Annotated in this window: 19 protein-coding genes; 10 read left to right on the top strand and 9 right to left on the bottom strand. The window is 38.9% G+C overall.

Annotated features, from left to right (window positions below; genetic code table 11):
* Nucleotides 1-4: 4 nt before the first annotated feature.
* The 5 genes from PALPR_RS14585 to PALPR_RS14565 are packed head-to-tail and all read right to left on the bottom strand — an operon-like array spanning nucleotide 5 to nucleotide 4,425.
* Nucleotides 5-775: an SCO family protein gene (locus PALPR_RS14585; RefSeq protein ID WP_013446429.1), complete on the bottom strand. Its 771-nt coding sequence runs from the start codon at nucleotides 773-775 to the stop codon at nucleotides 5-7.
* Between the two features lie 4 nt (nucleotides 776-779).
* Nucleotides 780-1,166, bottom strand: coding sequence for a DoxX family membrane protein (locus PALPR_RS14580; RefSeq protein ID WP_013446428.1), 387 nt, complete (start codon nucleotides 1,164-1,166; stop codon nucleotides 780-782).
* A gap of 6 nt (nucleotides 1,167-1,172) precedes the next feature.
* Nucleotides 1,173-2,087, bottom strand: coding sequence for a c-type cytochrome (locus PALPR_RS15590; protein ID WP_013446427.1), 915 nt, complete (start codon nucleotides 2,085-2,087; stop codon nucleotides 1,173-1,175).
* Nucleotides 2,088-2,096: 9 nt separating this feature from the next.
* A complete protein-coding gene (nrfD, locus tag PALPR_RS14570) occupies nucleotides 2,097-3,404 on the bottom strand; it encodes an NrfD/PsrC family molybdoenzyme membrane anchor subunit (protein ID WP_013446426.1) in 1,308 nt (435 codons plus the stop codon).
* 55 nt (nucleotides 3,405-3,459) lie between these two features.
* Nucleotides 3,460-4,425 carry a 4Fe-4S dicluster domain-containing protein gene (locus PALPR_RS14565; RefSeq protein ID WP_013446425.1) on the bottom strand — a complete coding sequence of 322 codons (966 nt, stop codon included), beginning with the start codon at nucleotides 4,423-4,425 and terminating at the stop codon, nucleotides 3,460-3,462.
* Nucleotides 4,426-5,083: 658 nt separating this feature from the next.
* On the opposite strand from PALPR_RS14565, the gene rlmD reads away from it, so the two are divergent.
* From rlmD to PALPR_RS14530, 7 genes are all read left to right on the top strand, one after another.
* Nucleotides 5,084-6,493: a 23S rRNA (uracil(1939)-C(5))-methyltransferase RlmD gene (gene rlmD, locus PALPR_RS14560; protein WP_013446423.1), complete on the top strand. Its 1,410-nt coding sequence runs from the start codon at nucleotides 5,084-5,086 to the stop codon at nucleotides 6,491-6,493.
* A gap of 74 nt (nucleotides 6,494-6,567) precedes the next feature.
* Nucleotides 6,568-9,918 carry a trifunctional glycoside hydrolase family 18/polysaccharide deacetylase/glycosyltransferase family 2 protein gene (locus PALPR_RS14555; RefSeq protein ID WP_013446422.1) on the top strand — a complete coding sequence of 1,117 codons (3,351 nt, stop codon included), beginning with the start codon at nucleotides 6,568-6,570 and terminating at the stop codon, nucleotides 9,916-9,918.
* A gap of 189 nt (nucleotides 9,919-10,107) precedes the next feature.
* Nucleotides 10,108-11,232 (top strand): hypothetical protein, encoded by a 1,125-nt coding sequence (locus PALPR_RS14550; protein ID WP_013446421.1) that lies wholly within the window; start codon nucleotides 10,108-10,110, stop codon nucleotides 11,230-11,232.
* Nucleotides 11,233-11,345: 113 nt separating this feature from the next.
* Complete coding sequence (gene nadB / locus PALPR_RS14545; RefSeq protein WP_013446420.1) at nucleotides 11,346-12,923, top strand: L-aspartate oxidase; 1,578 nt, start codon at nucleotides 11,346-11,348, stop codon at nucleotides 12,921-12,923.
* Nucleotides 12,924-12,946: 23 nt separating this feature from the next.
* Nucleotides 12,947-13,342 carry a hypothetical protein gene (locus PALPR_RS14540; protein ID WP_013446419.1) on the top strand — a complete coding sequence of 132 codons (396 nt, stop codon included), beginning with the start codon at nucleotides 12,947-12,949 and terminating at the stop codon, nucleotides 13,340-13,342.
* A gap of 51 nt (nucleotides 13,343-13,393) precedes the next feature.
* The gene (locus PALPR_RS14535) at nucleotides 13,394-13,699 is read left to right on the top strand and encodes a Dabb family protein (RefSeq protein WP_013446418.1); all 306 of its coding nucleotides are present in this window, start codon (nucleotides 13,394-13,396) and stop codon (nucleotides 13,697-13,699) included.
* Nucleotides 13,700-13,855: 156 nt separating this feature from the next.
* A complete protein-coding gene (locus PALPR_RS14530; RefSeq protein ID WP_013446417.1) occupies nucleotides 13,856-14,278 on the top strand; it encodes a single-stranded DNA-binding protein in 423 nt (140 codons plus the stop codon).
* 89 nt (nucleotides 14,279-14,367) lie between these two features.
* On the opposite strand, the gene xyl3A is transcribed toward PALPR_RS14530, so the two are convergent.
* From xyl3A to PALPR_RS14515, 3 genes are read right to left on the bottom strand one after another with little or no spacing between them, the layout of a single operon-like run.
* Nucleotides 14,368-16,944 carry a xylan 1,4-beta-xylosidase gene (gene xyl3A / locus PALPR_RS14525; protein ID WP_013446416.1) on the bottom strand — a complete coding sequence of 859 codons (2,577 nt, stop codon included), beginning with the start codon at nucleotides 16,942-16,944 and terminating at the stop codon, nucleotides 14,368-14,370.
* Between the two features lie 4 nt (nucleotides 16,945-16,948).
* Complete coding sequence (locus PALPR_RS14520; protein WP_013446415.1) at nucleotides 16,949-18,670, bottom strand: family 43 glycosylhydrolase; 1,722 nt, start codon at nucleotides 18,668-18,670, stop codon at nucleotides 16,949-16,951.
* Between the two features lie 15 nt (nucleotides 18,671-18,685).
* Nucleotides 18,686-20,599: an alpha/beta hydrolase-fold protein gene (locus PALPR_RS14515; protein ID WP_013446414.1), complete on the bottom strand. Its 1,914-nt coding sequence runs from the start codon at nucleotides 20,597-20,599 to the stop codon at nucleotides 18,686-18,688.
* A 287-nt stretch (nucleotides 20,600-20,886) separates the two neighbouring features.
* Between PALPR_RS14515 and PALPR_RS14510 the strand changes: the two genes are divergently transcribed.
* Both PALPR_RS14510 and PALPR_RS14505 read left to right on the top strand, forming a co-directional pair.
* Nucleotides 20,887-23,028, top strand: coding sequence for a sensor histidine kinase (locus PALPR_RS14510; protein WP_013446413.1), 2,142 nt, complete (start codon nucleotides 20,887-20,889; stop codon nucleotides 23,026-23,028).
* Nucleotides 23,029-23,082: 54 nt separating this feature from the next.
* Complete coding sequence (locus PALPR_RS14505; RefSeq protein ID WP_013446412.1) at nucleotides 23,083-23,736, top strand: response regulator transcription factor; 654 nt, start codon at nucleotides 23,083-23,085, stop codon at nucleotides 23,734-23,736.
* Nucleotides 23,737-24,113: 377 nt separating this feature from the next.
* On the opposite strand, the gene PALPR_RS15855 is transcribed toward PALPR_RS14505, so the two are convergent.
* Nucleotides 24,114-24,311, bottom strand: coding sequence for a hypothetical protein (locus PALPR_RS15855; protein ID WP_148226490.1), 198 nt, complete (start codon nucleotides 24,309-24,311; stop codon nucleotides 24,114-24,116).
* Between the two features lie 142 nt (nucleotides 24,312-24,453).
* Between PALPR_RS15855 and PALPR_RS14500 the strand changes: the two genes are divergently transcribed.
* Nucleotides 24,454-25,125, top strand: coding sequence for a hypothetical protein (locus PALPR_RS14500; protein WP_013446411.1), 672 nt, complete (start codon nucleotides 24,454-24,456; stop codon nucleotides 25,123-25,125).
* Nucleotides 25,126-25,148 lie beyond the last annotated feature (23 nt).

Genomic DNA, 25,148 nt, shown 5'->3' with positions numbered 1-25,148 from the left:
ATATCTAATTTTTATTTTTCTTTTTTGGTCTGAGTAAAAACACAACAACAAACACCAACAAGAAGAATACAATAATGATTCCGGCTATTTTGGTTACATCGAGCGCAAATCGTTGACTTGTCTGATCATAACTATAACACAGCAATAGTATTTTTTGTATAGTGGGTCGTGCCTGCTCTTTGTTGGCCTCAATTATAGCCATTTTAAAATCAATCGGCATAAACGTAATGCCGTATAAGTAGCGGGTAATGTGACCCGTAGGACTTACAGCTATAATAGCCGATGGGTGTACAAAATCTAACCCTACTGCTTTGGTTTTGAAACCTGTAGCATCCGTAATTTTAAAAATCGAGGCACTGTCAGTCGTCAAAAAAATCCAACCATCGCCCTTACCGCTCGAATATTTGTCGACAAATCTTTTCTTCTTCTCTTTAGCCTTTTCGGGGGTATCTCTATAATTAAAACTAATGGTTATTACCTGATAGTCTTTACCTAAAGTCAGATCCGTTTTCCGAATCACATCGCCCACACCTTCCAATAGCGGACTGCAAAGCCCCGGGCAGTCAAAGTATACGAAAGACAAAATGGTTGGTTTAGTTATTAATTGTCGGAGCGTAACCGTTTGAAATTTATCATTGACGAATTTTAAATCGAGCGGAATTTGCTTACCCAAATGTTCAATAACTCCCACCTCGGGAGATTGATCAATCTGAGCAAATATGTGTCCCGTTGTTAACGAGAAAAGGGCAAAAGCCAGAACTAGTATTTTCCTCATTGTTTTATTCTTTAATACTATCATCTGATTTAAACACATCCGCAAAAACACCTATCATAATAGCACTTCCCATTAAAGCCACATCTTTTAAAAGTTCAATTAAAGAAATTTGCCAGTCAGGTTTAAACAAACCCGGAATATGAATTGTAACTATAAAAAGAAACAGAAATCCTGCTAATCCGAAAGAAACTATTCTCAGATTTTTGTTGAGTATTATCAAAATACAACCCAGTATAAGCAATGCTCCGGTTAACAAAACACTGAAAGCACCGCCCGGAATAAATGAAGACATCATTCCGATAAAAACATCAGTCATTAAAAAATGGTTTAAACCCATAACCCCGAAAGGCAAGGCGAATAATAATCGCCCGATAAATGCAAGCTTTTTCATGATATTTTAATTTTTAGTTTCACCTATTTTCTTTAGTTTCCTCAAATTAGTCAAAAGATAAAGCAGCACTAGACCAAACACAAGAATTCCTGAGCTATACAACACGATTATCCACACAGGTGCTTTCACCAACACATTCCAGATAGCTCTCTTCTGGGTTAAACCCGGTTTGTCTGTCGGAACTCCGATATTAAATTTTTTCTGATATTCTATTTCACCATAATTATCATCATTTACTTTCACTACTAGTTCTACATTCCCTTGTTTGTCACCGGGTAAATCTTTAGGGAAGGCAAATTCGGCAACACCGTCAACACTCGTTCTTTGCGTTTTATCAATCTGCAAGCGACCAAAATAACGGGTGGCAAACAGCACGATTTCAGCGTCTTTGATTGATACAATTCCTGTTTTTTCATTTGCCTTTACATCAACGTGTATTTTGTTGGTTTTGGCATCGTACTTCATATCGATTTTTACCAGTTTGCTCTTATTCGGATCAAACTTAGAAAGAACCTGAACATAGTTTTTATTGGAACTTCTTATAAACGAAATGACTCTCCATCTTTCATCTTCCGACAAAACATTCTTAAACGAAGGCATTATCATTCTTCCTGTTGTAAGAATATAAAACAACTCACCATCAGTCAACTCCTGAGTCTTAGCTGAAGATAAATCAGGTGGCACTGGATTTAATGATTTCAAACTATTTCCTTTACCTAGATTTCCATGACACGATAAACAGTTCTTGTTGTAAAGAGCTTCTCCGGTCTGCGCAGAAGCAGCATCGAATTTGATGTAACTGTTTCGGGCTTTTTTATCTGCCGGCACATTCCAGTTATTCTCGGCTATGATGTTGGCACAAAGCAAAAAATTGATTACTAAAACTATAGCAACTTTTAAATTGATATTTATTCTAAACATAATTCGTTTTTATTTGTGTTCTTCGAGTTGTTCAATAGTTTCGTGAACAGGAATTATTGGAATTACTTTCGACAAAACAGTAATTATAATCAGGACTAATATAAAAGGCGCAATAGTAACCAAAACCTCAATTAAAGTAGGTGTATAGACTTTAAAGTCAAGCGGAACATTTTGAATTGGCAGGTATGGGTGCTCCTGAGTAGGAACAACGATTATATATCGTTTAAACCAGGCTCCTAAGAGAACCAGCACCGAAATAACCATCAGAGGCAACGGTTTCCTCATTTTTTTGAATAACATTAATATAATCGGTATTACCAATCCGCCAATTTGTACAAGCCAGAACATAACAGCATGATGACCTGTAAATAGTGCCTGAATATGCATAGCATCAAATTTCTTCATCTTGTATCCCGGTACCATGTATTCATTCAAATTAAAATACAGATAAATTAATGAAACCAACACCAGGAGTTTGCCCATTTTGTCAAAATGTTTCTCAGTAATATAATCATGTAATTTATAATTATTGCTATAAAAGTACATGGCTATAATCACGGCTGCACTACCGGCAACAAAGGCTCCGGTAACAAAATAAGGTCCGAATATGGTTGAGTCCCAACCAACTCTGGATGTGCTTGCAAACAACCACGAAGTAACGGTATGAATAGCAAGAGCTACCGGAATGATAAATATGGCTATGACGCGGGTAGACTGCTTAATTATCTTCTGTTGCTCGGGAGATCCGCTCCAGTTGAGCGAAAGTAACTTATAAAGGTTACGGGCAAAAGGTGGAAGATTGTCTAATTTATCATAACATATTTTCAAATCAGGAATCAACGGAATGTACAGAAACAAAGTACTAATCAATACGTAAATTGTAACCACCGTAACGTCCCACAAAATTGGAGACTGAATACGACCGTGAATAAAAACGTTTAACAATCTTTCTGGTCGTCCCATATCCATTACAATAACCAGTCCGGCCACTGCTGCAAAAGCTAAAGCAATAATCTCAGCGATACGTGCTAAAGGAGCAGCCCATTTCTGACCGGAAAGACCTAGAACAGCACTCATTAGCATACCAACTAAACTCGTGGCTACAAAAAACACGAAATTCGAGATATACATTCCCCATGACACATAATCACGCAATCCGGTTACAACTAATCCATCCTTCAGCTGCAAAACGTATGCACCAAGACACACCACCAACGAAATGCCCAAAAAACCAAACCAGATCATAAAGCTCTTGTTTAGCCTTATTGACCGCAGTAAATCGGTTGTAATCTTATCTATCTTTAATTGATCTGACATAAGTATTTAGTTACAAGTATAGAATAATTTGAGTTTTAGTTCACTTATTGCAAAATCAGCTATTTTCCAAATGCTCGGCAGCCTCCAGTTTATCTTTTTCCTGGAAAGGATATTCTTTTCCTTTGGCCGGCAAGTAATAGACGCGGGGATGAGTTCCCAGTTCAGGCATCAAAGTGTATCCACCGTTATCTTCCAGCAATTTTTTGAATCGGACGGTTTCCTTTGTTGTACCGTTAGTAACTGTGTCTTCATTTTCGTCACCAAAATAATATACACCGTTCGGACAAGCCGAAACACAATAAGGAAGCTTTCCTTCACGTAAACGGTCGGCACTAAACAGACATTTGCTGACAGTACCTTTACGCTGTGGCACATTCAATTCTACATTGTAGGGCTGACCCTCATCTTCTAATGATTTTATTGGTTCAGCCCAGTTGAAAATACGGGCACTATACGGACAAGCAGCTATACAAAAGCGACAGCCTATGCATCTTTCGTTGTCAATAAGCACAATTCCATCTTGTCTTTTAAATGTGGCATCAACAGGACATACCGCAACACAAGGTGGGTTGTCGCAATGCTGACAAGGTTTGGGCATATAATAAGCAGGAGTTTCTTTGGTTTCCTGCATTTTCAATACGTTTATGTGATGCTGATCCGGGTTAAGGTGATGTGCGTTATTGCAGGCAGCCATACATTTTCTTGCATTCCGGCATTTCGACAAATCGATAACCATAACGAAACGGCGTCCGGCCAGCCCATCTCTTCCCTGTTTTTGAAGATAAGTAAGATTCTGAAGTTGTGATTTTACGACCTTGGTAGTATCGCTTTTTTCAATCTCCAGAAGTTCGTTCTCAGCGGTGAGAACTCTCATTCTATCACTTGCTTTTTTCTTTTTATCGTAATTAACACCGGCAAATATTGCAGAACCACCAAGCAATGTACCGACTCCAACAATTCCTAAATCCTGTAAGAATTCCCTTCTTGATTTCTTTCTGGGCTTTTCTTCTTTTTCACTCATAGATATTCGATATTAGATATTCATAAATATTGACCAGTTTGTTAATACACAAACTTTAAAGGACAAAGTCAAAATGAAAGAATTTATTTTTAAAGCATTATTAAATAACACAAAAAAGTCTTTATAAATTTTGTTATTCGCAGCAAATATATAATAAAGATTTTATTATGCAAACATTAATAAGAATTATTCTGGTATAAATTTAAAATAGATACAAATTTGAATTACATGTCGCAAAAAAAGACACAACCGTAAACTATTTTTCAGGCAGAACAATATTCTGAGTCAATATTTAAAGACTGTATAGTGTGACAGTCCGTGATAAATATTTTAAAGTATGAACATCAAAACATATAATTTTGTTTGATAAAAAAGAAAAAATAAATAGTAAGAAATGAGTGCCTATGCCCGTTTACAAACAATAATGCTGAATTATAATAAATTAGCCAGGACACATTACAAAACAGACCAAAACACTTTGTATTATGAATAAATCATAATTCAAAACAGACGCAATACAACTCAATTCATTTATTTACAGTACATAAATCCACGACAACAGTTTAATCTACGTATAGAAGAAAGTGACGTATTTCTTGCAATATCAATAAAAATAACTAATTTCGCACCCTGAAATAATTTAAAGTGCTCTACTTTTATGGCCAAAAATAAAAAGCCACTTCCCATCTTTGAAAAAATAACGATCACAGACATTGCCGCCGAAGGCAAAGCAATAGCCAAAGTAAATGATGTTGTGATTTTTGTACCTTTTGTTGTCCCCGGTGATGTTGTTAATCTACAGGTCACTCGCAAAAAAAGCCATTTTATGGAAGCACGCGCTATCCATTTTCATACTTTATCCGACAAACGTACCAACGCTGTTTGCGAGCATTATGGAATATGTGGCGGCTGCAAATGGCAGATATTACCTTATCAGGAACAAATAAACTATAAGCAAAAACAAGTTGTAGATAATCTTACCCGAATTGGGAAAATTGATTTACCTCCAGTGTCACCTATTTTAGGCTCTGCAAAAACAGAATTTTATCGTAACAAACTGGAATTCACTTTCTCGAACAAACGCTGGCGTACCAACGAAGAAATTGCGGAAGGCAAAATTTTCGACACCATGAATGCTGTTGGATTTCATATTCCCGGACAGTTTGATAAAGTACTGGACATCAATAAATGCTGGTTGCAAACCGAAGATTCAAACGAAATCAGAAATGAAGTTCGCCGATACGCCCTTGAGCACGAGCTCACTTTCTTTGACCTGCGTAGTCAGGAAGGATTTTTGCGCACATTGATGGTTCGTACTACATCCACTGGTGAGCTAATGATTATCATGGTGTTTTTCCACGAAGACAAGGAAGCCCAGAATGCACTTCTGCAACACATTGCAGACAAATTTCCACAGATAACTTCTTTGCTCTATATTATAAATTCCAAAGCCAACGATACAATTACTGATCAGGAAATACATATATTCAAAGGGAATGAATGTATTTACGAAGAAATGGAAGGATTGAAGTTTAAAATCGGTCCAAAATCATTTTACCAAACAAACTCAGATCAGGCTTATGAATTATACAAAATAACTCGTAATTTTGCTCAGCTTACCGGAAATGAGTTGGTCTATGATCTTTACACTGGTACCGGAACCATTGCAAATTTCATTTCTCATCAGGCAAAACAAGTCATTGGCATTGAATACGTTCCTGAAGCTATAGAAGATGCCTTTGTAAATTCTGAAATAAATAAGATAAGCAATACGCTTTTTTATGCTGGCGACATGAAAGACATTTTAAATGCAGCTTTCATTGAAGAACACGGTAAACCGGATGTTATCATTACCGATCCGCCTCGGGCAGGGATGCATGAAGATGTAATTAATGCCATCCTTTTTGCAGCTCCTGAACGAATAGTTTATGTTAGCTGCAATCCTGCAACTCAGGCACGAGATTTGTCTTTACTGGATTGTCAGTACAAAGTAACAGCTATTCAACCTGTTGATATGTTTCCACATACGCACCATGTTGAAAATGTTGTATTATTAGAGCGCAAATAATACATTTACAGCTCACGGATTTACAGATTATTATAAATCAGATTTTTATTTATTTAAATTAAAATCATTTCGATATGCAAAAGCAAGTTTTCCAAACAAATTCATCAACTCGTTGGAAGAGTTTTATTTGGTTTGTACGCATCTTAGTTGTTTTCTTAATTGTAATTGTTGCCTCGGTGGGCATTTCGTTACTGCATAAGCGGAATTACGATTTAAAGGTATTGACTTATAATGCCAAAAAGCTCCCTGATCTAAATGAAGACAGATCAAAAGCTTATGTATCAAAGTCAGAACAAATTGCTTTTGCAAAACACTTAGACCGGTACAGAAAAAGACATAAGAGAATTTCCAAAAATAAATTACATGTAATACACACACCGGAAGCTGCAAAGTTTTTGCCTGTTCGTGCAGGATTTTATGTAAACTGGGATACGAACTCAAGTATCTCGTTGCACAAAAACATCAATCAGCTAAACATGGTTTTACCTGAATGGATTTTTCAGAAAGACTCTAAAGGAAATCTCGATGTCAGAATAAATAATGAAACTCTGGATTTTATTCAAAACCATAAGGTTGCAGTTGTACCAATGTTGAGTAACTTCTTCAACAAACGTTGGAATGGAGACAGCACTTATATTATGCTGAAAAATCCCCAGACTCGCAAAGTCTTAATTTCTCGTATTAAAAATTTATTAGACAAAAATGATTTTCAGGGAATTAATATTGACTTAGAAAGTCTGCCCAAAGGTGCTCACCCCTATCTTCTTCAGTTTTCAAAAGAACTTTCCACTACTCTTCATGCACAAGGCTATATTACAACTATTGATATCAATCCTACCGATGAAGGTGTTACTTACAAGGATATAGCGCAGTACTACGACTTTATCTTTTTAATGGCATATAACGAACATTCGCCCGATGATCCTCCCGGCAGTATATCTTCGTTAAATTTTGTTGAAAAATCGATTGACGCAGCAATGAGAGAAGTAGCTTCTGAAAAGGTTATTTTATGCGTGGCATCGTATGGTTTCGATTGGCAAAAAGGAGAACCCGGAGCCAGAATTACTTATCAGGGTTTGATTTCATTGGCTAAAGAACATAACGAACCTGTGTATTTTAACTTTGGTCAATCAGATCTGACACTCTATTATTCTGACGATAATGGTGCACAACATGAAGCACATTGTAATGATGCAGCTGGAACTTTCAATATTATACGAACAGCTCAGGATTATAATGCAGCAGGAGTTGCATTGTGGTTTTTGGGATCTGAAGATGAACGTATCTGGAACTTCTATTCACAAAATCTGGATGAAAATTATTTAAAATACAATCCGTTTAACTACAAAAAATCTGAACATATCAATTCGATTCTCGCTGTAAACTATGAAGGTAAAGGTGAAATTCTTGAAATGCTAAACGAACCGGATCATGGACACACAAAATTCGAATTCAATGATGCTGACCAACTGATTACTAATGAAAAATACCTATCGCTTCCGAGTTCGTATTTCATAAAACGATATGGCGCAAAATATCCTAAAAAAATTGCCCTGACCTTTGATGACGGACCGAACCCTGATTACACTCCGAAAATTTTAGATATACTAAAAGAAAAAAAATGCCCTGCTACTTTCTTTGTAATCGGGGCTAATATTCAAAACAATATTCCACTTTTACGAAGAGAATATAAAGAAGGGCATGAGATAGGGAATCATACATACACTCACCCCGACTTGGACCTCACTTCTGACAATCGGGAAAGAATAGAACTCCGCTCAACCAGGTTACTAATAGAAAGTATCCTCGGGCATTCTACACTTTTATTCCGCGCTCCTTCTTTAAATGATGCTGAGCCTACCAACCTAACTCAAATCAGAGGATTATCTACAGCTCATGATGAGGGCTTTATAAGTGTAACCTCATTCATTGATACCAACGACTGGGAAGAAGATGTGTCAGAAGATTCCATTATGGCAAGAGCCATAAGACGTATACATGATGGAAATATTATATTGATGCACGATGCTGGGGGTATCAGATCTGAAACTGTGGCAGCTTTACCGCATTTGATTGATTACTACAGAAAACATGGATATGAATTTGTAACAGTATCAGCGTTGATGGGCAAAACGCGCGACCAAGTAATGCCTGAGGTCAAAAGCCAATTTAAGTTTGCTGATAAACTGGATATGATTTTCTTTACTCTCACCTTTATCTGGGAACATTTTCTGGATGGTTTCTTCATCGTTGCTATAATTCTGATAGTATCAAGACTGCTATTAATAGGCTTATTGGCTATTATTCAGCGACAGAAAGAGAAGAAAAAAAAGTTTAAGTTTAAGGATTTCTCTCCGAAAGTCAGTATCATAGTACCTGCTTTCAACGAGGAAGTAAATGCGACAAGAACAGTCAATTACCTATTAAAATCAAATTATTCTGATTTTGAGGTAATATTTGTGGACGATGGTTCGAAAGACGATACATACAAAATTGTAAAAACGGCTTTTGAAAACAATCCTAAAGTAAGAGTACTGACCAAAACCAATGGCGGAAAAGCAGCTGCCTTGAACTTTGGAATCGAGCATGCTTCAGGTGAAGTACTGGTGTGCATAGATGCCGATACGATTTTGCCTGCTGATGCTATCGGTAAAATGATTCCGTTCTTTGAAGATCCTCAGGTGGGATCAGTGGCGGGTAATGTTAGGGTAGGAAATACCGTGAATATGCTTACTAACTGGCAATCGATAGAATACACAACAAGTCAGAATTTTGACCGCAGAGCTTACGATACGGTGAATGCTATATTAGTAGTTCCGGGGGCCATAGGAGCATTCAGAAAAACCGCTATGGAAAAAATTGAAGGGTTTACCACCGACACATTGGCAGAAGACTGCGATTTAACGTTGCGTATGTTACGTGCAGGATATAAAATCAGAAGCTGCAACGAAGCTTTGGCTCTGACCGAAGCGCCTGAAACCCTCAATATGTTTATGAAACAACGTTCGAGATGGACATTCGGGATGATGCAGAGTTTCTGGAAACACCGCGATTTATTATTTAGCTTCAGAAAAGCTAACATCGGATTAATGGCGCTTCCAAATCTGTTGATATTCAACTTCCTGATTCCGATATTATCTCCATTGGTGGATATTCTGTTTATCGCAGGATTGTTTACCCACGATGCAGAACAATATATATTCTTTTACCTGCTTTATTATCTTATCGATTGTATGATTTCGGCATTGGCTTACCATTACGATCATCAAAAGTTTACGATAAAAAAAGCGTTGTATTTATTTGTTCAACGATTTGTATATCGGCAGTTGCTGTTCATAGTACTTTTCAAGGCTTACAAAAAAGCCATAAAAGGCGAGTTAGTCAGTTGGGGTGTGCTGAAAAGAACGGGTAACGTATCTGAATAATTATAAAATCCTATTCACTATTAACGATGTTGATTGCGAATAGGATTTTTTCTTAACACACAGACCAACTATTGGAAACCAGCGAGATATAATTTCAAAAAACTAAAATTGCTTTAAAATCTTGCCAGTTGCGATATTTTTCCGTTATTTTACGTGATTTTCGAATAAGAATTTAATTTTTAATAAAATATGTCTGTATCAATCCTTGAAGTAAAATCAAAGAAAGAGTTAAAACAATTTATATGGTTCGGTATTAATTTATACAAAGATTGTGAGTTTGCAGCTCCGCCTCTAATGATGGATGATTTGTATAACTTGACGAAAGGGAAAAACCCTGCTTTAGATTTTTGCGATACAGCTTACTTTTTAGCATACAAGAATAATGAAATCGTGGGTAGAATTGCCGCGATAATAAATCCGGTAGGAAACAAAACATGGAATCAGAAACACGCGCGTTTCGGTTGGGTTGACTTTATTGATGATTTGGAAGTTTCGACAGCTCTTTTTGATGCTGCAGCAGCTTGGGCTAAGACCAAGGGTATGACTTCAATCCACGGTCCGCTTGGATTCACTGACTTTGATAAAGAGGGTACACTTATTGAGGGTTATGACAGACCCGGAACATTGGCGACCATATACAATTATCCATATTATCCTGTCCACATTGAGAAATACGGATTTGTGAAGGATATGGATTGGAATGAGTATCTTATAACAGTTCCGGATGTTTTTCCGGAGAAATATTTCAGAATAGCCGAAATCGTAAAGCAAAAATACAAATTAACGCCAAAGTATTTTAAAAGCAGAAAAGAAGTAGTCGCAAATTATGCAACAAAAATCTTCGATTTATTGAATCTGTGTTATAAAGATTTGTATGGCTTTACGAAGTTGAACGAAAAACAAATCGCATTTTACATTAAACTATATTTTAGCTTTTTCAGATTAGATACCATTTCGATCGTAGTGGATGAGAATGATGATGTAGTTGCGCTTGGAATTGCAATGCCAAGCTTCACCAAGGCCTTACAAAAAGCAAAAGGAAAACTTCTGCCATTCGGTTGGTATTACATGCTAAGTGCCTTAAATAAAAATGACATTGTTGATTTATATTTAATGGCTGTTCACCCCGATTATCAGAATAAAGGTGTAAACTCTATTATGTTTGCCGATATCATGCCGGCAAGTGCAAAAAATGGTTACAAGTTTGCCGAATCAAACCCCGAACTGGAGACCAATACAAAAATGTCTTCGCAATGGGGAAGTTTTGAGAACATAAACCACAAGAAACGAAGAGTTTACATTAAAAATATTTGATATAGCATAATGGTTGAGCAGTAATTTACACTACTGCTCAAACTTTTTCAACATATTCAAACCATATTTGTTTCAATTAAGATATGGTATAACTTTTCATTCAAATAGTAGGAATGACACGTAAATTTGATTTTTTAGTTATTGGCAGTGGTATCGCCGGAATAAGTTTCGCCCTTAAAGCTGCGCAGTATGGCAAAGTAGCATTGCTCTGTAAAACCACACTCAGCGAATCGAATACTTCATTTGCTCAGGGAGGTATTGCTTCGGTAACGTATGAGCCTGATACCTTTGCCAAACATATTGAAGACACACTTATCTCGGGTGACGGACATTGCAACTTAGCGGCTGTAGAAAAAGTAATTTACGAAGCTCCCGGTCAGATTGAAGAATTATTAAAGTGGGGAATCGATTTTGATAAAGATGAACAAGGCCTCTTTGACTTACATCGCGAAGGCGGGCATTCAGAACACAGAATACTTCATCACAAAGATAATACAGGTTACGAAATTCAGGAAAGTCTTATCCGACAAGTAAAAGCTCATCCGGAAATTGAAGTTTATGAGCATTACTTCGCTATTGAAATTCTCACCCAGCACCACTTAGGACAAATAGTTACGCATCACACACCCGACATTGAATGCTACGGTGCTTATGTACTAAATCAACAATCGAATAATATCCATACTTTTCTGTCCAAAGTTACTCTGCTTGCCACAGGCGGAATTGGGAGCGTTTATTCCACAACCACAAATCCTGAAATTGCCACCGGCGATGGCATAGCTATGGTTCATCGTGCACGTGGAATTATAAAAGACATGGAGTTCGTTCAGTTTCACCCAACTGCGCTATATCATCCGGGCGAAAGACCTACTTACCTTATAACTGAGGCCATAAGAGGTTACGGAGCTGTTTTGCGCACACAGGATGGTAAAGAGTTTATGCAAAAATACGATGAGCGTGGTTCGCTAGCTCCGCGTGACATTGTGGCCAGAGCAATAGATAACGAAATGAAAATTCGGGGGCATAATTTTGTATACCTGGATGTGACTCATAAGAATCCGGAAGAGACTAAAATGCATTTTCCAAATATCTACAAAAAGTGTTTGGAACTAGGCATCGATATTACCAAAGATTTTATACCTGTATCACCAACCCAACATTATTTGTGTGGTGGCATAGTTGTTGATTTAAATGGTTGTTCCTCTATAAACAGATTGTATGCCGCAGGCGAATGCTCCTGCACCGGACTGCATGGTGCAAACCGCCTGGCGTCAAATTCATTAATTGAAGCCATTGTTTATGCGGATGCTGCCGTAAAAGACGCGATTGCTAAAATCGACAACATAACCTGGAATGAGTCAATACCCGACTGGAATGATGAAGGCACTTCGCTACCCGAAGAAATGGTATTGATTACACAAAGCTTCCGGGAAGTAGAACAGATTATGAGCACGTATGTTGGCATTGTACGCTCAAATCTGCGCTTAAAACGAGCATTAAACAGACTAGAGATTTTATATCGAGAGACCGAACATTTATTTGATAAATCTGTGGTTTCAAGAGAAATATGCGAACTTAGAAATGTTATCAGTGTAGCCTATCTTATTATCAAGCAAGCTTTATTACGTAAAGAAAGCCGCGGTTTACATTATACGGTAGATTATCCTGAAAGAATGCGTCACGAACTTTAAATTTAAGTTTGAATTAATTCAACATGCTGATTAAAAGAATCATTTCCGCTTCATTGTTGATGATGTTTTTAGCAAATGCTTTTGCTCAAAACGCATCAAAAGGCGACGTGCATTCTAATAATCAAAATATGATAATAAGGATTGATGGAGCTCAAAACGTATGGGTGAAAGGTGAAGTGGATCCGGCAACTGGAAATAACGTACCTGCTACGGGAAACGAAAATGTAAGTTTTACAGGTACTTCAGATGGAATTTATATCACAATAATAAGCGGATCCAATAAAATTAAACTGCTTGCACTTACAGGACAATTGCTGTTAGAAGGCGAGTTAACCCAGGGGCGTTTTTTTATTCCTACGCGTAAAGGGATTTATTTTCTGAAAATCAACACGAAAAATTATAAAGTAATCTGTAAATAGTTTTTCGGGAAGTATAGCTGTAGAAATACAAACAACTAAATATTTATTTATATGATTAAGCATATTGTTTTTTTCGGATTAGCCGAAAATGCCGAAGGAAAGTCGAAAGCGGAGAATGCAAAGATTATCAAATCGGAACTGGAAAACCTCATTAATTTTATTCCTGAAATAAAAAAGATTGAAGTTGGAATAAACGACCCTAACGCTCCAAAAACAAATTATGATATAGCTTTGTATTCGGAATTTGATAGCCTGGAAACCCTGGACATCTATCAGGAACATCCGGAGCACAAGCGCGTTGCAGCCTATATCGGTAAAGTAAAAACAACCAGAGCTGCTGTAGATTACAACGTCTGATTTTTAGAGCAAAGATTGCTCTATAAAAATTATCAGATCAACAAAACCGATTAGATATTTAAAAATATTTAATCGGTTTTGTTGGCTATATTAAATAAAATATTTATTTTTACCGCGAATTAACAATGAATTATTAATCCTTTAAATCAAAAAATCATGTCTGTTAACAAAGTAATTTTGGTAGGGAATGTAGGAAAAGATCCTGAAGTTCGCTACCTGGAGAAAAATCTGGCTGTTGCAAATTTCACCTTAGCAACTACAGAAAGAGGCTACACAACTCAAAGTGGAATACAAGTGCCTGAACGCACAGAATGGCACAACATTGTTGCCTGGAGAGGGTTGGCCGAACTGTCTGAAAAGTACATCCGAAAAGGAAGCCAATTGTACATTGAAGGAAAAATACAAACCCGTTCGTGGGAAAAAGACGGTATTAAACGCTATACAACGGAGATTTTTGCTGATACTATCCAACTGTTAGGCAAGAAGCCTGAGAGTACTGAACCATTAAGTACTGTTGCAGCCCCTCCGGCTGATGCTATACAAGCACCTCCTCATGCCGAGGATGATCTTCCTTTTTAATATCAATTCATAAATATATATAAAAACACCTGCGACCATTCTGTTGATACAGAACATATAGCAGGTGTTTTTGTTTTCTCTAAACGAGCCTATCGAATAATTATCGATGCTTTTTTCAAATCTTTTGCATCGGAACTAGTTCCATAATACACTTCATACTCTCCGGGAGTAACCATCATTTTTCTTTGAGTCCAGTCATAAAACTCAAAAGCAGATGAAGTCAGATCAATCGAAATCTGGCTTGTTTTTCCGGGCTCAATATTTACTTTCTTGAATCCACGTAAAGTCTTCGCTGGACCGTCAACATCTTTTACTTTACGCACATAAACTTGTAATACTTCTGTTCCTGCCACTTTACCGGCGTTAGTAACCGGTACTGTGATTTTGAGTGTCTCATTGGCTTTTATAGAACTCTTATTAAGTTTAGCTGTTCCTAAAACAAATTTAGTATAACTAAGTCCGTATCCGAATGAAAACAAAGGCTTTTCTGTCATGTAGCGATACGTGCGCCCTTTCATGGAGTAATCTTCAAAATCAGGTAACTGTGCCACATTTTTATAAAACGTAACCGGAAGTCGACCTGAAGGATTATAGTTGCCCAACAGAACATTCGCTACTGCTGTACCACCGGCTTGTCCTGGATACCAAGCTTGTAAAATTGCTTCACACGACTGTGTTTCAGGAACAAGCCCCATAGCCGAACCAGAGAAGTTGACAAACACAACCTTTTTTCCTGCATCTTTCAAAGCCTGCAATAATCGGCGTTGAATAGCAGGTAGTTCGATATCGGTACGGTCGCCACCTTTGAATCCCGGAACGGTAACTCTCATCTCCTCACCTTCGAGCGAAGGTGCAATACCACCGGCAAACACAACAACATCAGCATCTTTAACCTTAGCAATACTTGCGCTTAAATCTAACGGCACAAGAGTTCCAAAATCAAAATTCAGATTCGCATCGGTATTGCCCTGCGAAAAAGCAATCTCTATTTCGTAAGATTTACCGGCTTCTGCTTTTAGCTGATACACATTGGTTGGAGTGTTAGCAGAAACATTACGATTTACAATCTCTCCGTTGATAGTCAAGCTGGTTCTTCCGCTTACCTGAAACTGGAATGTTACATCGCCAGACTTTGTTGGGCGAAATACGGTCTTATATTTTGCCGAAAAATCCCGGATATTTACACCAGCAGCAAAAGCAGTTGCTCCTGTAGTTGTCAATCGGAATGCATTTTTAAGCACATCAGTTGCTACAGGCTCACCCTCTGAGTTTCGATTGTTCCAGTACTGAGCCACAAATCCTTTCTTACCATCTATGCTGCACTCCTGAAAAAGACTGCTTACAGCTACATCCATTGTACGGTCGCAGCCCGGTTCATAAATAAGCTGAGCTCCCGGAAATGACTTACGCATTGCTTCGAGCAATGTAACTGTGTGTGCCGGGAAACCGTTATAATTTCCCCACTGCATTACAGAATCATTGGCATTCGGGCCCATTACTGCAATTTTCAGTTTCTTGCTGAGTGGTAATATATTGTTGTTATTCTGAAGCAACACAATGCTCTCTTCCGCCATTCGAAGAGCCAGGTTTTGATGTTTCTCACTATTCACTACAGAATAAGATATTGGCCATACCTGGTCGCTATTCATTTCACCCAACTCGAAACGAGCTTTTAATAGTCTTTTGAGTGAAACATCAATCCGTTTTTCTTCGATTAAACCGGCTTTCACAGCTTCCGGCAAATTTCGAAAATCGCTTCCACACTCTAAGTCCGTACCATTCAATACTGCATTGGCAGCTGCATGAGTGGCATCCGGTTGAGTGGCATGTGCGTTTGGTTTATAAAAATCAGAAATTGCCCAACAGTCAGACACTACCAAACCATCAAACTTCCAGTCGTTACGAAGAATTTGAGTCAATAACCGATTGCTACCACAGCAAGGCTCATCTTCGAACCGGTTGTAGGCACACATCACTTCCTTTACATCCGCTTTCTGAACTAATGCTTTAAAAGCAGGAAGATAAGTTTCCCACAAGTCGCGCGGATTAATATTTTCGGCATTGAACGAGTGTCGGTTCCACTCGGGACCGGAGTGAACAGCAAAATGTTTAGCACAAGCATGCAACTTATCATATTCGGCGTTATCGGGACCTTGCAGGCCTTTCACCACGGCCACTCCCATAAGACTGGTCAGATACGGATCTTCTCCATAAGTTTCCTGTCCGCGTCCCCAGCGTGGATCACGAAAAATATTCACGTTTGGTGTCCAGTATGTCAAACCCTGATAACGTTTCAAACCTCCCTGCTCACTAAATTTATTCGATTTGGCTCTCGCCTCGTCAGAAACAGCGGTAAATGCATCAAACAATAATCCGTTATTGAACGATGCGGCCATACCGATAGCCTGAGGAAACACCGTAGCCACCCCTGAGCGTCCAACCCCGTGCAAAGCCTCATTCCACCACTCATAGGCTTTTATGCCCAAACGAGGGATAGCAGGTGAATTATTCTGCATAAGGGCAGCTTTTTCTGCAAGCGTTAATCGGGCTAGTAAATCTGTAGCACGAACTTCAGCACTTAATTTTGGATTTTGATAAGGTAATTGTTGAGCCACAAGGCTCACAGTAAATAAAAAAGCTATAAATGTCAGTAATCCTTTTTTCATGTTTTTAGTTGATTTCTTTTATAATTGTTCCTTTTGTGATTCCATTCTCATTAAAAGTATCAATTGTAAAGAAATACTTTTGAAGTGCATTCAGATTTCTTATTGTCAATGATTCAACACCCAATACCTGATAGTTTTGGTATAATTTATCCTTCTGAGTTCCATAACGGATATTGTATCCTATTGCACGAGGCGATTTTGTCCACTTAAGATTCACCACACACTTATCTGTATTCGATCGACTTAATATCAAATCCTTTACCTGAGCAGGTGCTTCTCCCCCACCGTTACCAAAAACCCGCAATCCTGCCAAAGCAAAAGTGCCGTCGGCCATGTGATAGTTGGTCAGTCGCACATAACGCGCCTTCACGGGCATTTTCAATTCAATATAATCGTGGGGAACATCCGTTGTATTTTTGGTTTTATCCGCCAGCGGCTTCCATGTTGTGCCATCTGTAGAATATTCGAGCAGGTACTGATAATAAATGCCCGGTTTGCGACCCATGGTTTTGGTATTATTTTCTGCAAAATTGATCTGCACGGCATTGATCGTACTTAATTTTTGCAAGTCCATGGCAATCCACTCACCTTTATTACCTGTTTTGGCACTCCAGTAAGTTCTGATCTCCTCATCGGCAGCATACCGTGCCGGATGTCCCTGCAACTCGGAGGAAGCAGCAACCGGTTTGTTGTACGAAAGCAACATCCATTTCGGGAACAACTCTTCGGGACTACTGATCTTCTTATTGGGCACTTTATACGGGAAATCTCCAAACCCGGTATAAACGTACATAACACCATCGTTGTCGAAAAACGTCGGAAACAAGCCCAGACGGCGTTCGAACATGTGTTTCTGAGAAATAGTCATTGTAGACACATGCCAGTAATTTCCATATTTATCCTGAAAGGTACTGCTATGACCTGCACTTGCAATAAAACCTTCGGGCTTAGCTGACACAGGATTATGCGCAGCTAACTTGAATGGGCCAAGTGGTTTATCTGATTCATACAGTCCATCACAATAACTCTTGAACTGTGTTCCCGGAACTGAATATTGCAAATAGTACTTCCCGTCGTGTTTGGTCATCCACGAACCTTCCACCCACGGGCTCTCGTCCTTTTCATTGTAATCGCCAAAACGCTCCCATCCATGTTCCTTTTTATTACTATTGAACAAAGCAATTGGCTGACCGATGGGATTCAATGTTTTGGTATCAAGTTCAACGGCATAAATCGGATCCTTATCCGAACAGCCATAATAGAAATACAGGCGTCCGTCATCATCAACAAACAAATCGGGATCGGTCATTCCGATAGGGAAATGCGCATTGGCCACCGCCCATTTTCCTGATTTTGGATTAGCTGTTTTGTAAATTGTAATCGGAGCATTTCCGGACGCCATAAAATACAAAGTATCCTTCATCACCACCACGGTCGGAGCATAATCTTCCAGTGGAAGATCTTTGGTGGTAATTAAATCCCAATTGATTAAATCGGTAGAGTGAAAGTATCCTCCTGATTTTGATGCAAACAAATAATACTCATTTTTAAATGTAACCATGGTAGGATCTGCAGCCTCGCGTCGGGATGGAGCATCCAGACAAAACCGATAGCTCAAATTCAACGGATTTGCAATTGTCTTCTGCTTCACCTTCTCTTGCGAAAAAGAACTGAAAACACTTGCCATGCATGTGAATGCTATGAATGTAGTTCTTAGTTTAAACATTGTGCTTTTTTGATATTATTTGAATAATAGTTGAGCAAAATTATAGATATTATTTCTCCAAACAGGCCAGGTATGTCCGCCGGGATATTCGCTGTAGGTATATTTGATTTTCATGGCATCCAGTTTTCCACGCATCGTCTGGCAATTTTGCCATGCAATATCTTCTTTTCCTCCCTGAGAAATCCAGAGCTTTTTCAGGTTTGCATTCACTTTATCCACGTTGTTTTGCAAATATTCATATTGTCTGTTTGCCACATCGTTAAACATATTTTGAATCCAACCTGAGCTGAAAACGCCCAAATATGCAAACATGTCGGTATTAAACAATCCCATGTAAAGTGTTTGAAGACCGCCCATCGATAAGCCGGCAAGAGCACGCGATTGAGCATCGGTTTTTACTCTGTAATTTTTCTCAACAAAAGGAATAATACTTTGCTTCATCTCTTTTTCAAACAGTTTCAGACCTTCTTCGCCGAAATTACCTGCCGGAAGATTTCCATCGGGCATTATCACTATCATCGGAACAGCTTTCTTTTCAGCAATCAAGTTGTCTATAATCAAATCTGTTTTTCCCTGAGTTGCCCAACCACGCTGATCTTCGCCACCACCGTGCATAATGTAAAGCACCGGATATTTTTCGCTTGTATTTTGGTCGTATCCCGGAGGGGTATACATGTAAAAACTCCTCCACGAGTTAGTTACCTTTGAATAATAGTTTTTAATTCTTATATCGCCGTGAGGAACATTTCTAAACTCATAATAACTATCTCCTTTGAATGGAACCTCAATGCCACTGGCCATACGGCTCATCCCGTAGAAAGATTCACTGGACGGATCGGCAACCGAAACTCCATCAACAATTAAAGAATAGTAATGAAAACCTTCGCTCAACGAATCGGTAGTCACTTCCCAAACACCGTCTCCGGTTTTTACCATATCATACTTTTTGCCCAAATCGAGCTGCATTTTTGCTACTTCAGGAGCTTTGATACGAAATATCGCACGACCATCGGGCAGCATTTGAGGGTACTTAGCTGATCTTGCATTGCTTTCGGCAGGTCGTCCCACATTACTGATAGCTTTGAATGCTGACTTGTCGACAGGTTTGAATAACAACTGAGAGAACATATACAGACTGTTTTTCCACACTTTAAAATCGTGATAGCCATGATCAACATAGTAAATATGAGGAACATCATTGGCAACAAGATAATCATGCGTTCTTTTACTGTTAGTAATCAAACCATCTTTATCGCCACATGATATCCAGAGTAATTGTAATTTTTGCTTTGCCAGTTCAGGATTAGGAAGCAGCTCTTTGGGCATTTTGGTATTTGGTGCCGAAGAAAAGCCTCCAACCCAGGCAAATTTGTCGAGGTTTCCAAGGCCGAAATTCAACGATTGACCGCCACCCATAGACAAGCCTGCAACAGCTCTGTGTTCACTGTCTTTAATGACAGGATATTTTTTTTCGATGAACGGGATTAAATCTTTCAGCAAATCTTGCTCAAAAGTGGCAAATGCCGCAGCTTTACCATAAACATCGCCCACAGCACGGTCATCTTTCATTGCCCGTCCATTGGGCAACACAACTATCATAGGCTCCACTTTTTTATCTGCATACAGATTATCCAGAATAACCTGAGGCTGACCCTGGTTAAACCATTCCTTTTCGTCGCCACCAATTCCGTGCAACAGATAAAGAACCGGGTATTTTTTGTCTTTAGAGTATCCGGGAGGAGTGTAAATAAGCGCCTTGCGAACAGTTCCTACTGTTTTGGATTTGTAACTAATGGTATCAATTTTTCCATGCGCTATGCCTTCACGCACAATATCGAAACCAAGAGGTGCCGGTGCTACATTGTTTTGAGATTTAGCCATATTGCCGCACATAAGCAATACAACCATCAATGTGATTAGTTGTTTCATGATTTTATTTAGTTATTGATTATAATATTTCCAGCTCAGGACATTCAAAAGAAATCACTGTATAGACTCCTAAAAATATACTAGGTTCAAAGATAATCATAAAATTAATCTGTTGACTTTTAATAATAGACATTTTTTCGTTGTAACAGTATTTATACGATAAACTTACCTATGTTGATTGAATTTTAGAAATTGAAAGAATTATAGTTTAAAATTCGATTAACGTAGCGCAGATAAATTATCTTTGTTGTTCAGTTATATTTTATAACAGAAAAAACATGGATAATATGATGGACACTGCATCTTCAAAACTAAAAAAAGAAGCCGGGGCGTTTCTGCAATCAAGGTCAATCTTAGCCGGCGTTGATACACCGGAGTCTGAGAGTTTGCGACTTATACGGGAATTGCTGGCAAATCAGACTTTGTTGGAAAACGAGAACAAAAAGCTTCGGGTTTCGAAAGAATCAGTCATACAAGAATATGAAGTCTATCAAGATATTATCAACAATCAACCCGTTGGAATCTATCGTATTCAAGTGTTTCCCGTGAAAGACTGGGGCTACAATGCCTGGCACAGTTCCGACAACCCGCCCTATTTGATGAAACTGGCAAATGATCGGTTCTGCGAAATACTGGGAGTGACACGACAAGAGTTTGAAAACAATCCGTACCTTGTTGCCGACTTGATATACGCCGATGATAAAGCTGACTTTATCAAAAAGAATGAAGACGCAAATAGAACCAAGACTCCCTTCAATTGGCAAGGACGAATAGTGGTTCATCAGGAGATGAAGTGGGTACGCATGGAGTCACACCCGCGGGTACTTGCCAGTGGCCATGTTATCTGGACCGGCTTACTCCACGATATTACCGAACGGAAAAGAACAGAAGAAGCTTTGATTGCAACTCGATTAAAGCTCGACGATATTGTAGAGGCAGTGCATGTAGGAATTGTAGATATACATGTAGAGACAGGCGAATTGACTTACAATCAGGTATATCCCAAAATGGTTGGCTATACTCATGAAGAGTTGGGCAAAGTTTTAAAAGAATCTCCTATCCCCGGTTGGAGAGGCATAGTACACCCCGATGATGTAGATATTACCTTCGATGCATATACCCGATATGCAGAAAGCAACTTGCCTTATTACGAATACGAATGCCGGGTCAGGCATAAAGATGGTCACTGGGTGTGGATGCACCAACGAGCCAGTATTACCGAGAGATCTCCCGATGGCCGCCCGTTGATTATGTCGGGGATTCACACCGATATTTCGCACCGCAAACGCCTGGAACAGGAACTGAATGAACTGAATGAAGACCTTGAGAAGCGGATTGCCGAACGTACCCGGGAGCTGGAGGAACTCTATTCATCACTTCAACTTACCGAAGAAAAGTTTCGAACCATAGCCGACTTTACCTATGATTGGGAATATTGGAAAAGCCCGGAAAATGAAATTATCTACATGTCGCCATCGGTTGAAAAAATGACGGGCTATACAGTTCAGGAGTTTGTAGATAATCCCATACTATTAGATAATATTGTTTACGAAAACGATAGTGCCGTATGGCTAAACCATAAAAAGGACAGGCACAATCAAACATCAAATGATAATAGTTCGGAGATCAACTTCAGAATTAAACGTAAAGACGGGCAGATACGTTGGATTGGACATATATGCCGGGATATAATAGTAAACGGTAAATCTCTCGGGCTACGAGTATCGAACAGGGATATTACCGAAAAGGTGGAGGCGGAGAATAAATTGTTGCAGATAGCTATAGAAGTTGAGGAGCGGGAGCGGAATCGCTTTTCCAGCGAACTGCACGACGGACTGGGGCCACTACTCTCTATCATCAAATTATACTTCCAATGGCTATCGGAGACAAATGACGTTGAAAAAATGAAGATGATTACCCTGAAAGGAAATGAAAGTATTGAAAGCGCCATACAGTCTACCCGTGAACTGGCACATGGTCTAAGCTCGCAATTATTGATGAAGACTGGCTTTGTAAATGCCCTGCTGCATTTTACAGAGCGAATTAATGAGACACAAAAAATTAAAATCAATTTTACCTACAATAGTACCGATCGGTTTAGCTGGATTACAGAGGTGGCATTGTACCGAATTACTACCGAGCTGATTAAAAATACGCTGACCTATGCTCAGGCAACCGATATTGATATTCAATTTTATTTTGATAAAGCTAAAAATATTATTACTTTTGTGTATACCGATAATGGCATTGGGTTTGACTGGCTGGAGAAAGCCCAAAATGGAGCTGGATTAGGGCTAATGAATATTCAAAACCGGGTACAGCAGATGAGAGGTGAACTCAATATCGATTCAAGTTCGGGAGGTGGTATGAAAACCTATCTAAAACTGCCGTTAGTTGAGTATTCTGACGTGAATTTATTTAAAGAATAAGAGATACGTTGTAACTGTGCTGTAGTAGTTACGATAAACGTTAACCGTTGAAATATGGAGAAAATTATACTCGTCGATGATCATGCTTTGTTTCGGGAAGGAATGAAACTTCTCATTGAAACAGAAGGTATAGGTACAGTGGTGGCCGAAGCCGAAAATGGAAAAGAGTTTGTAGAATTACTTGACACACATACCCCCGATTTAGTCATTCTGGACATAGAGATGCCGGTTATGGGTGGGCTGGAAGCACTCAGTAGAGCAAAAAAAATTCAACCCGATATAAAAGTTCTGGTGCTCACCATGCTCAGCGAAAAAGCCAACTACTCCGATATGGTAAGCGCAGGAGCTATGGGATTTGTACTCAAGACTGCCGGTAAAAAAGATTTGGAGAAAGCCATGAAAACACTCATTGGAGGTGAATGCTATTTCTCTAACGAACTGCTGCGTCAGATCATTGTCAATATCACAACGCAGCAAAAAATTGCCCCCAAATCATTAGTCAAAATAGATCATGGAATTACGGATAATGAGATGGAAGTGCTCCGCTATCTTTGTCAGGGACTCACGGTTTCACAAATTGCTGAAAAGATTTTCAGGTCTGTAAAAGCAGTGGAAGCACGTCGGTCTTTATTACTCAAAAAAACAAATACTCCCGATACAATTAATCTTATACTGTATGCCATCAAATGTGGCTGGGTAGAGATTTGAATGCTGCCAGGTATTTATCAAACTTACTATTTAAATCGCTCTGTAATCGCCCCAATATTCTTGTTAAAGAATATTGGGGCGTTGCTGTTATACCCTATTTACCAGCCTTCGCACCCGCCAATTAGGGTTTACACTAATTTTATGAGGTTTTTTGCTTCGTTAACTGTAATTATTTTGACATATCTTTGCTATACATTTTAAATAGACATTTGTAGACAAAAAAGAAACCTAAAAATACTGTCGATAACTCCTCTCCCGCAAGCGTACGGTAAAGGAACAAAACAAGAAGCTAAACAAACTATTGTACTGTCCAATGACAGCATTCTCCCATTCGGTTGAATGATTAAACCAATTGGTTGGATCACTCTTCCATTCGGTTAGACAACCAAAGCGAATGGTTCTATCATTCCTCCATTCGGAGGAATAACAGAAGCGAATGGTTTTATTACACTTCCGTTCATTTGAATGACGAAAGAGAATGGTTCTGTTATGCATCCATTCGGTTGGGCGATGGAAGAGAATGGTTCCATCACGCATCCATTCGGTTGAATGACAAAAGAGAATGGCATTTTCATCTGCTACCCGTATGGGAGCAAGTGTTTAATCATCTTACTCACATATAATACCGCTACTTATTTAAATAAGAATCAAATACATAGAATATTTAGCTCCCTAATATCTGAATTATTTATTGTTTAATTTTAAATTTTGTAAATTATGAGTAAAGAGACGTATGGTATGCCGACAGGTCTATCTGCCTGCTATGATTTTCAGAAAAATGCAATTAATTTGTGTGCTAACCATGCTTCCGCGTGGGGTATCCCTCAAGACAAGATCAATACCATTATGGTACTTAGCACCGATTATGAATCAAAGTACAGTGTTGCTAACAACCGAAGCACGCAAAGCCCTGCAGCAACTGCTGCCCGCGAAGCTTCGTGGACTCCGCTAAAAGAAGCGTTGATTGACTTGTTCAACCATCACCTGCTGAATAACGATGCTATTACTCTTGAGGACAAAGAAGCATTAAACATTCACCTCACAGGAGGTGGTGGAAGTAGTGTAGCACCTGCGCCTACCACCACTCCTATTGTTTCGCTCACTGCCGAGGAAATTTCGGTTCTGCACGTAGTTTATGCCGATTCGGCTTCGCCCGCCTCGCATTCTAAGCCTGCCAGTGTAGCTTTTTGTGAAGTGGTATGCAAAATAAGTGAACTGCCGGTATCACCATCCGATTGTACCGAGCGCTATAACATATCGCGGTCGCACGAGAGTATCGTATTTACGCCCGATCAACGAGGCAAAACACTGTATGGATTTGCCCGTTGGGTAAACCGAAATGGAAAACAAGGACCATGGAGCGGTCTGTTTTCAGCAATTATACCTTGATTTATCAATTGTTTTCAGAAATG

Source organism: Paludibacter propionicigenes WB4, assembly GCF_000183135.1.
In the GTDB taxonomy this organism is placed as follows: domain Bacteria; phylum Bacteroidota; class Bacteroidia; order Bacteroidales; family Paludibacteraceae; genus Paludibacter; species Paludibacter propionicigenes.
This window is presented reverse-complemented; position numbering and strand designations above follow the sequence as displayed.

What these genes read in the sequence shown, in the direction of transcription:
- rlmD (WP_013446423.1), top strand. Translation starts at nt 5,084, where the DNA reads ATGGCCAAAAATAAAAAGCCACTTCCCATCTTTGAAAAAATAACGATC.
- PALPR_RS14535 (WP_013446418.1), top strand. Translation starts at nt 13,394, where the DNA reads ATGATTAAGCATATTGTTTTTTTCGGATTAGCCGAAAATGCCGAAGGA.
- PALPR_RS14585 (WP_013446429.1), bottom strand. Translation starts at nt 775, where the DNA reads ATGAGGAAAATACTAGTTCTGGCTTTTGCCCTTTTCTCGTTAACAACG.
- PALPR_RS15855 (WP_148226490.1), bottom strand. Translation starts at nt 24,311, where the DNA reads ATGAAAATGCCATTCTCTTTTGTCATTCAACCGAATGGATGCGTGATG.
- xyl3A (WP_013446416.1), bottom strand. Translation starts at nt 16,944, where the DNA reads ATGAAAAAAGGATTACTGACATTTATAGCTTTTTTATTTACTGTGAGC.
- PALPR_RS15590 (WP_013446427.1), bottom strand. Translation starts at nt 2,087, where the DNA reads ATGTTTAGAATAAATATCAATTTAAAAGTTGCTATAGTTTTAGTAATC.
- PALPR_RS14515 (WP_013446414.1), bottom strand. Translation starts at nt 20,599, where the DNA reads ATGAAACAACTAATCACATTGATGGTTGTATTGCTTATGTGCGGCAAT.
- nadB (WP_013446420.1), top strand. Translation starts at nt 11,346, where the DNA reads ATGACACGTAAATTTGATTTTTTAGTTATTGGCAGTGGTATCGCCGGA.
- PALPR_RS14580 (WP_013446428.1), bottom strand. Translation starts at nt 1,166, where the DNA reads ATGAAAAAGCTTGCATTTATCGGGCGATTATTATTCGCCTTGCCTTTC.
- PALPR_RS14500 (WP_013446411.1), top strand. Translation starts at nt 24,454, where the DNA reads ATGAGTAAAGAGACGTATGGTATGCCGACAGGTCTATCTGCCTGCTAT.
- PALPR_RS14520 (WP_013446415.1), bottom strand. Translation starts at nt 18,670, where the DNA reads ATGTTTAAACTAAGAACTACATTCATAGCATTCACATGCATGGCAAGT.
- PALPR_RS14505 (WP_013446412.1), top strand. Translation starts at nt 23,083, where the DNA reads ATGGAGAAAATTATACTCGTCGATGATCATGCTTTGTTTCGGGAAGGA.
- PALPR_RS14550 (WP_013446421.1), top strand. Translation starts at nt 10,108, where the DNA reads ATGTCTGTATCAATCCTTGAAGTAAAATCAAAGAAAGAGTTAAAACAA.
- PALPR_RS14555 (WP_013446422.1), top strand. Translation starts at nt 6,568, where the DNA reads ATGCAAAAGCAAGTTTTCCAAACAAATTCATCAACTCGTTGGAAGAGT.
- PALPR_RS14530 (WP_013446417.1), top strand. Translation starts at nt 13,856, where the DNA reads ATGTCTGTTAACAAAGTAATTTTGGTAGGGAATGTAGGAAAAGATCCT.
- PALPR_RS14565 (WP_013446425.1), bottom strand. Translation starts at nt 4,425, where the DNA reads ATGAGTGAAAAAGAAGAAAAGCCCAGAAAGAAATCAAGAAGGGAATTC.
- PALPR_RS14540 (WP_013446419.1), top strand. Translation starts at nt 12,947, where the DNA reads ATGCTGATTAAAAGAATCATTTCCGCTTCATTGTTGATGATGTTTTTA.
- nrfD (WP_013446426.1), bottom strand. Translation starts at nt 3,404, where the DNA reads ATGTCAGATCAATTAAAGATAGATAAGATTACAACCGATTTACTGCGG.
- PALPR_RS14510 (WP_013446413.1), top strand. Translation starts at nt 20,887, where the DNA reads ATGATGGACACTGCATCTTCAAAACTAAAAAAAGAAGCCGGGGCGTTT.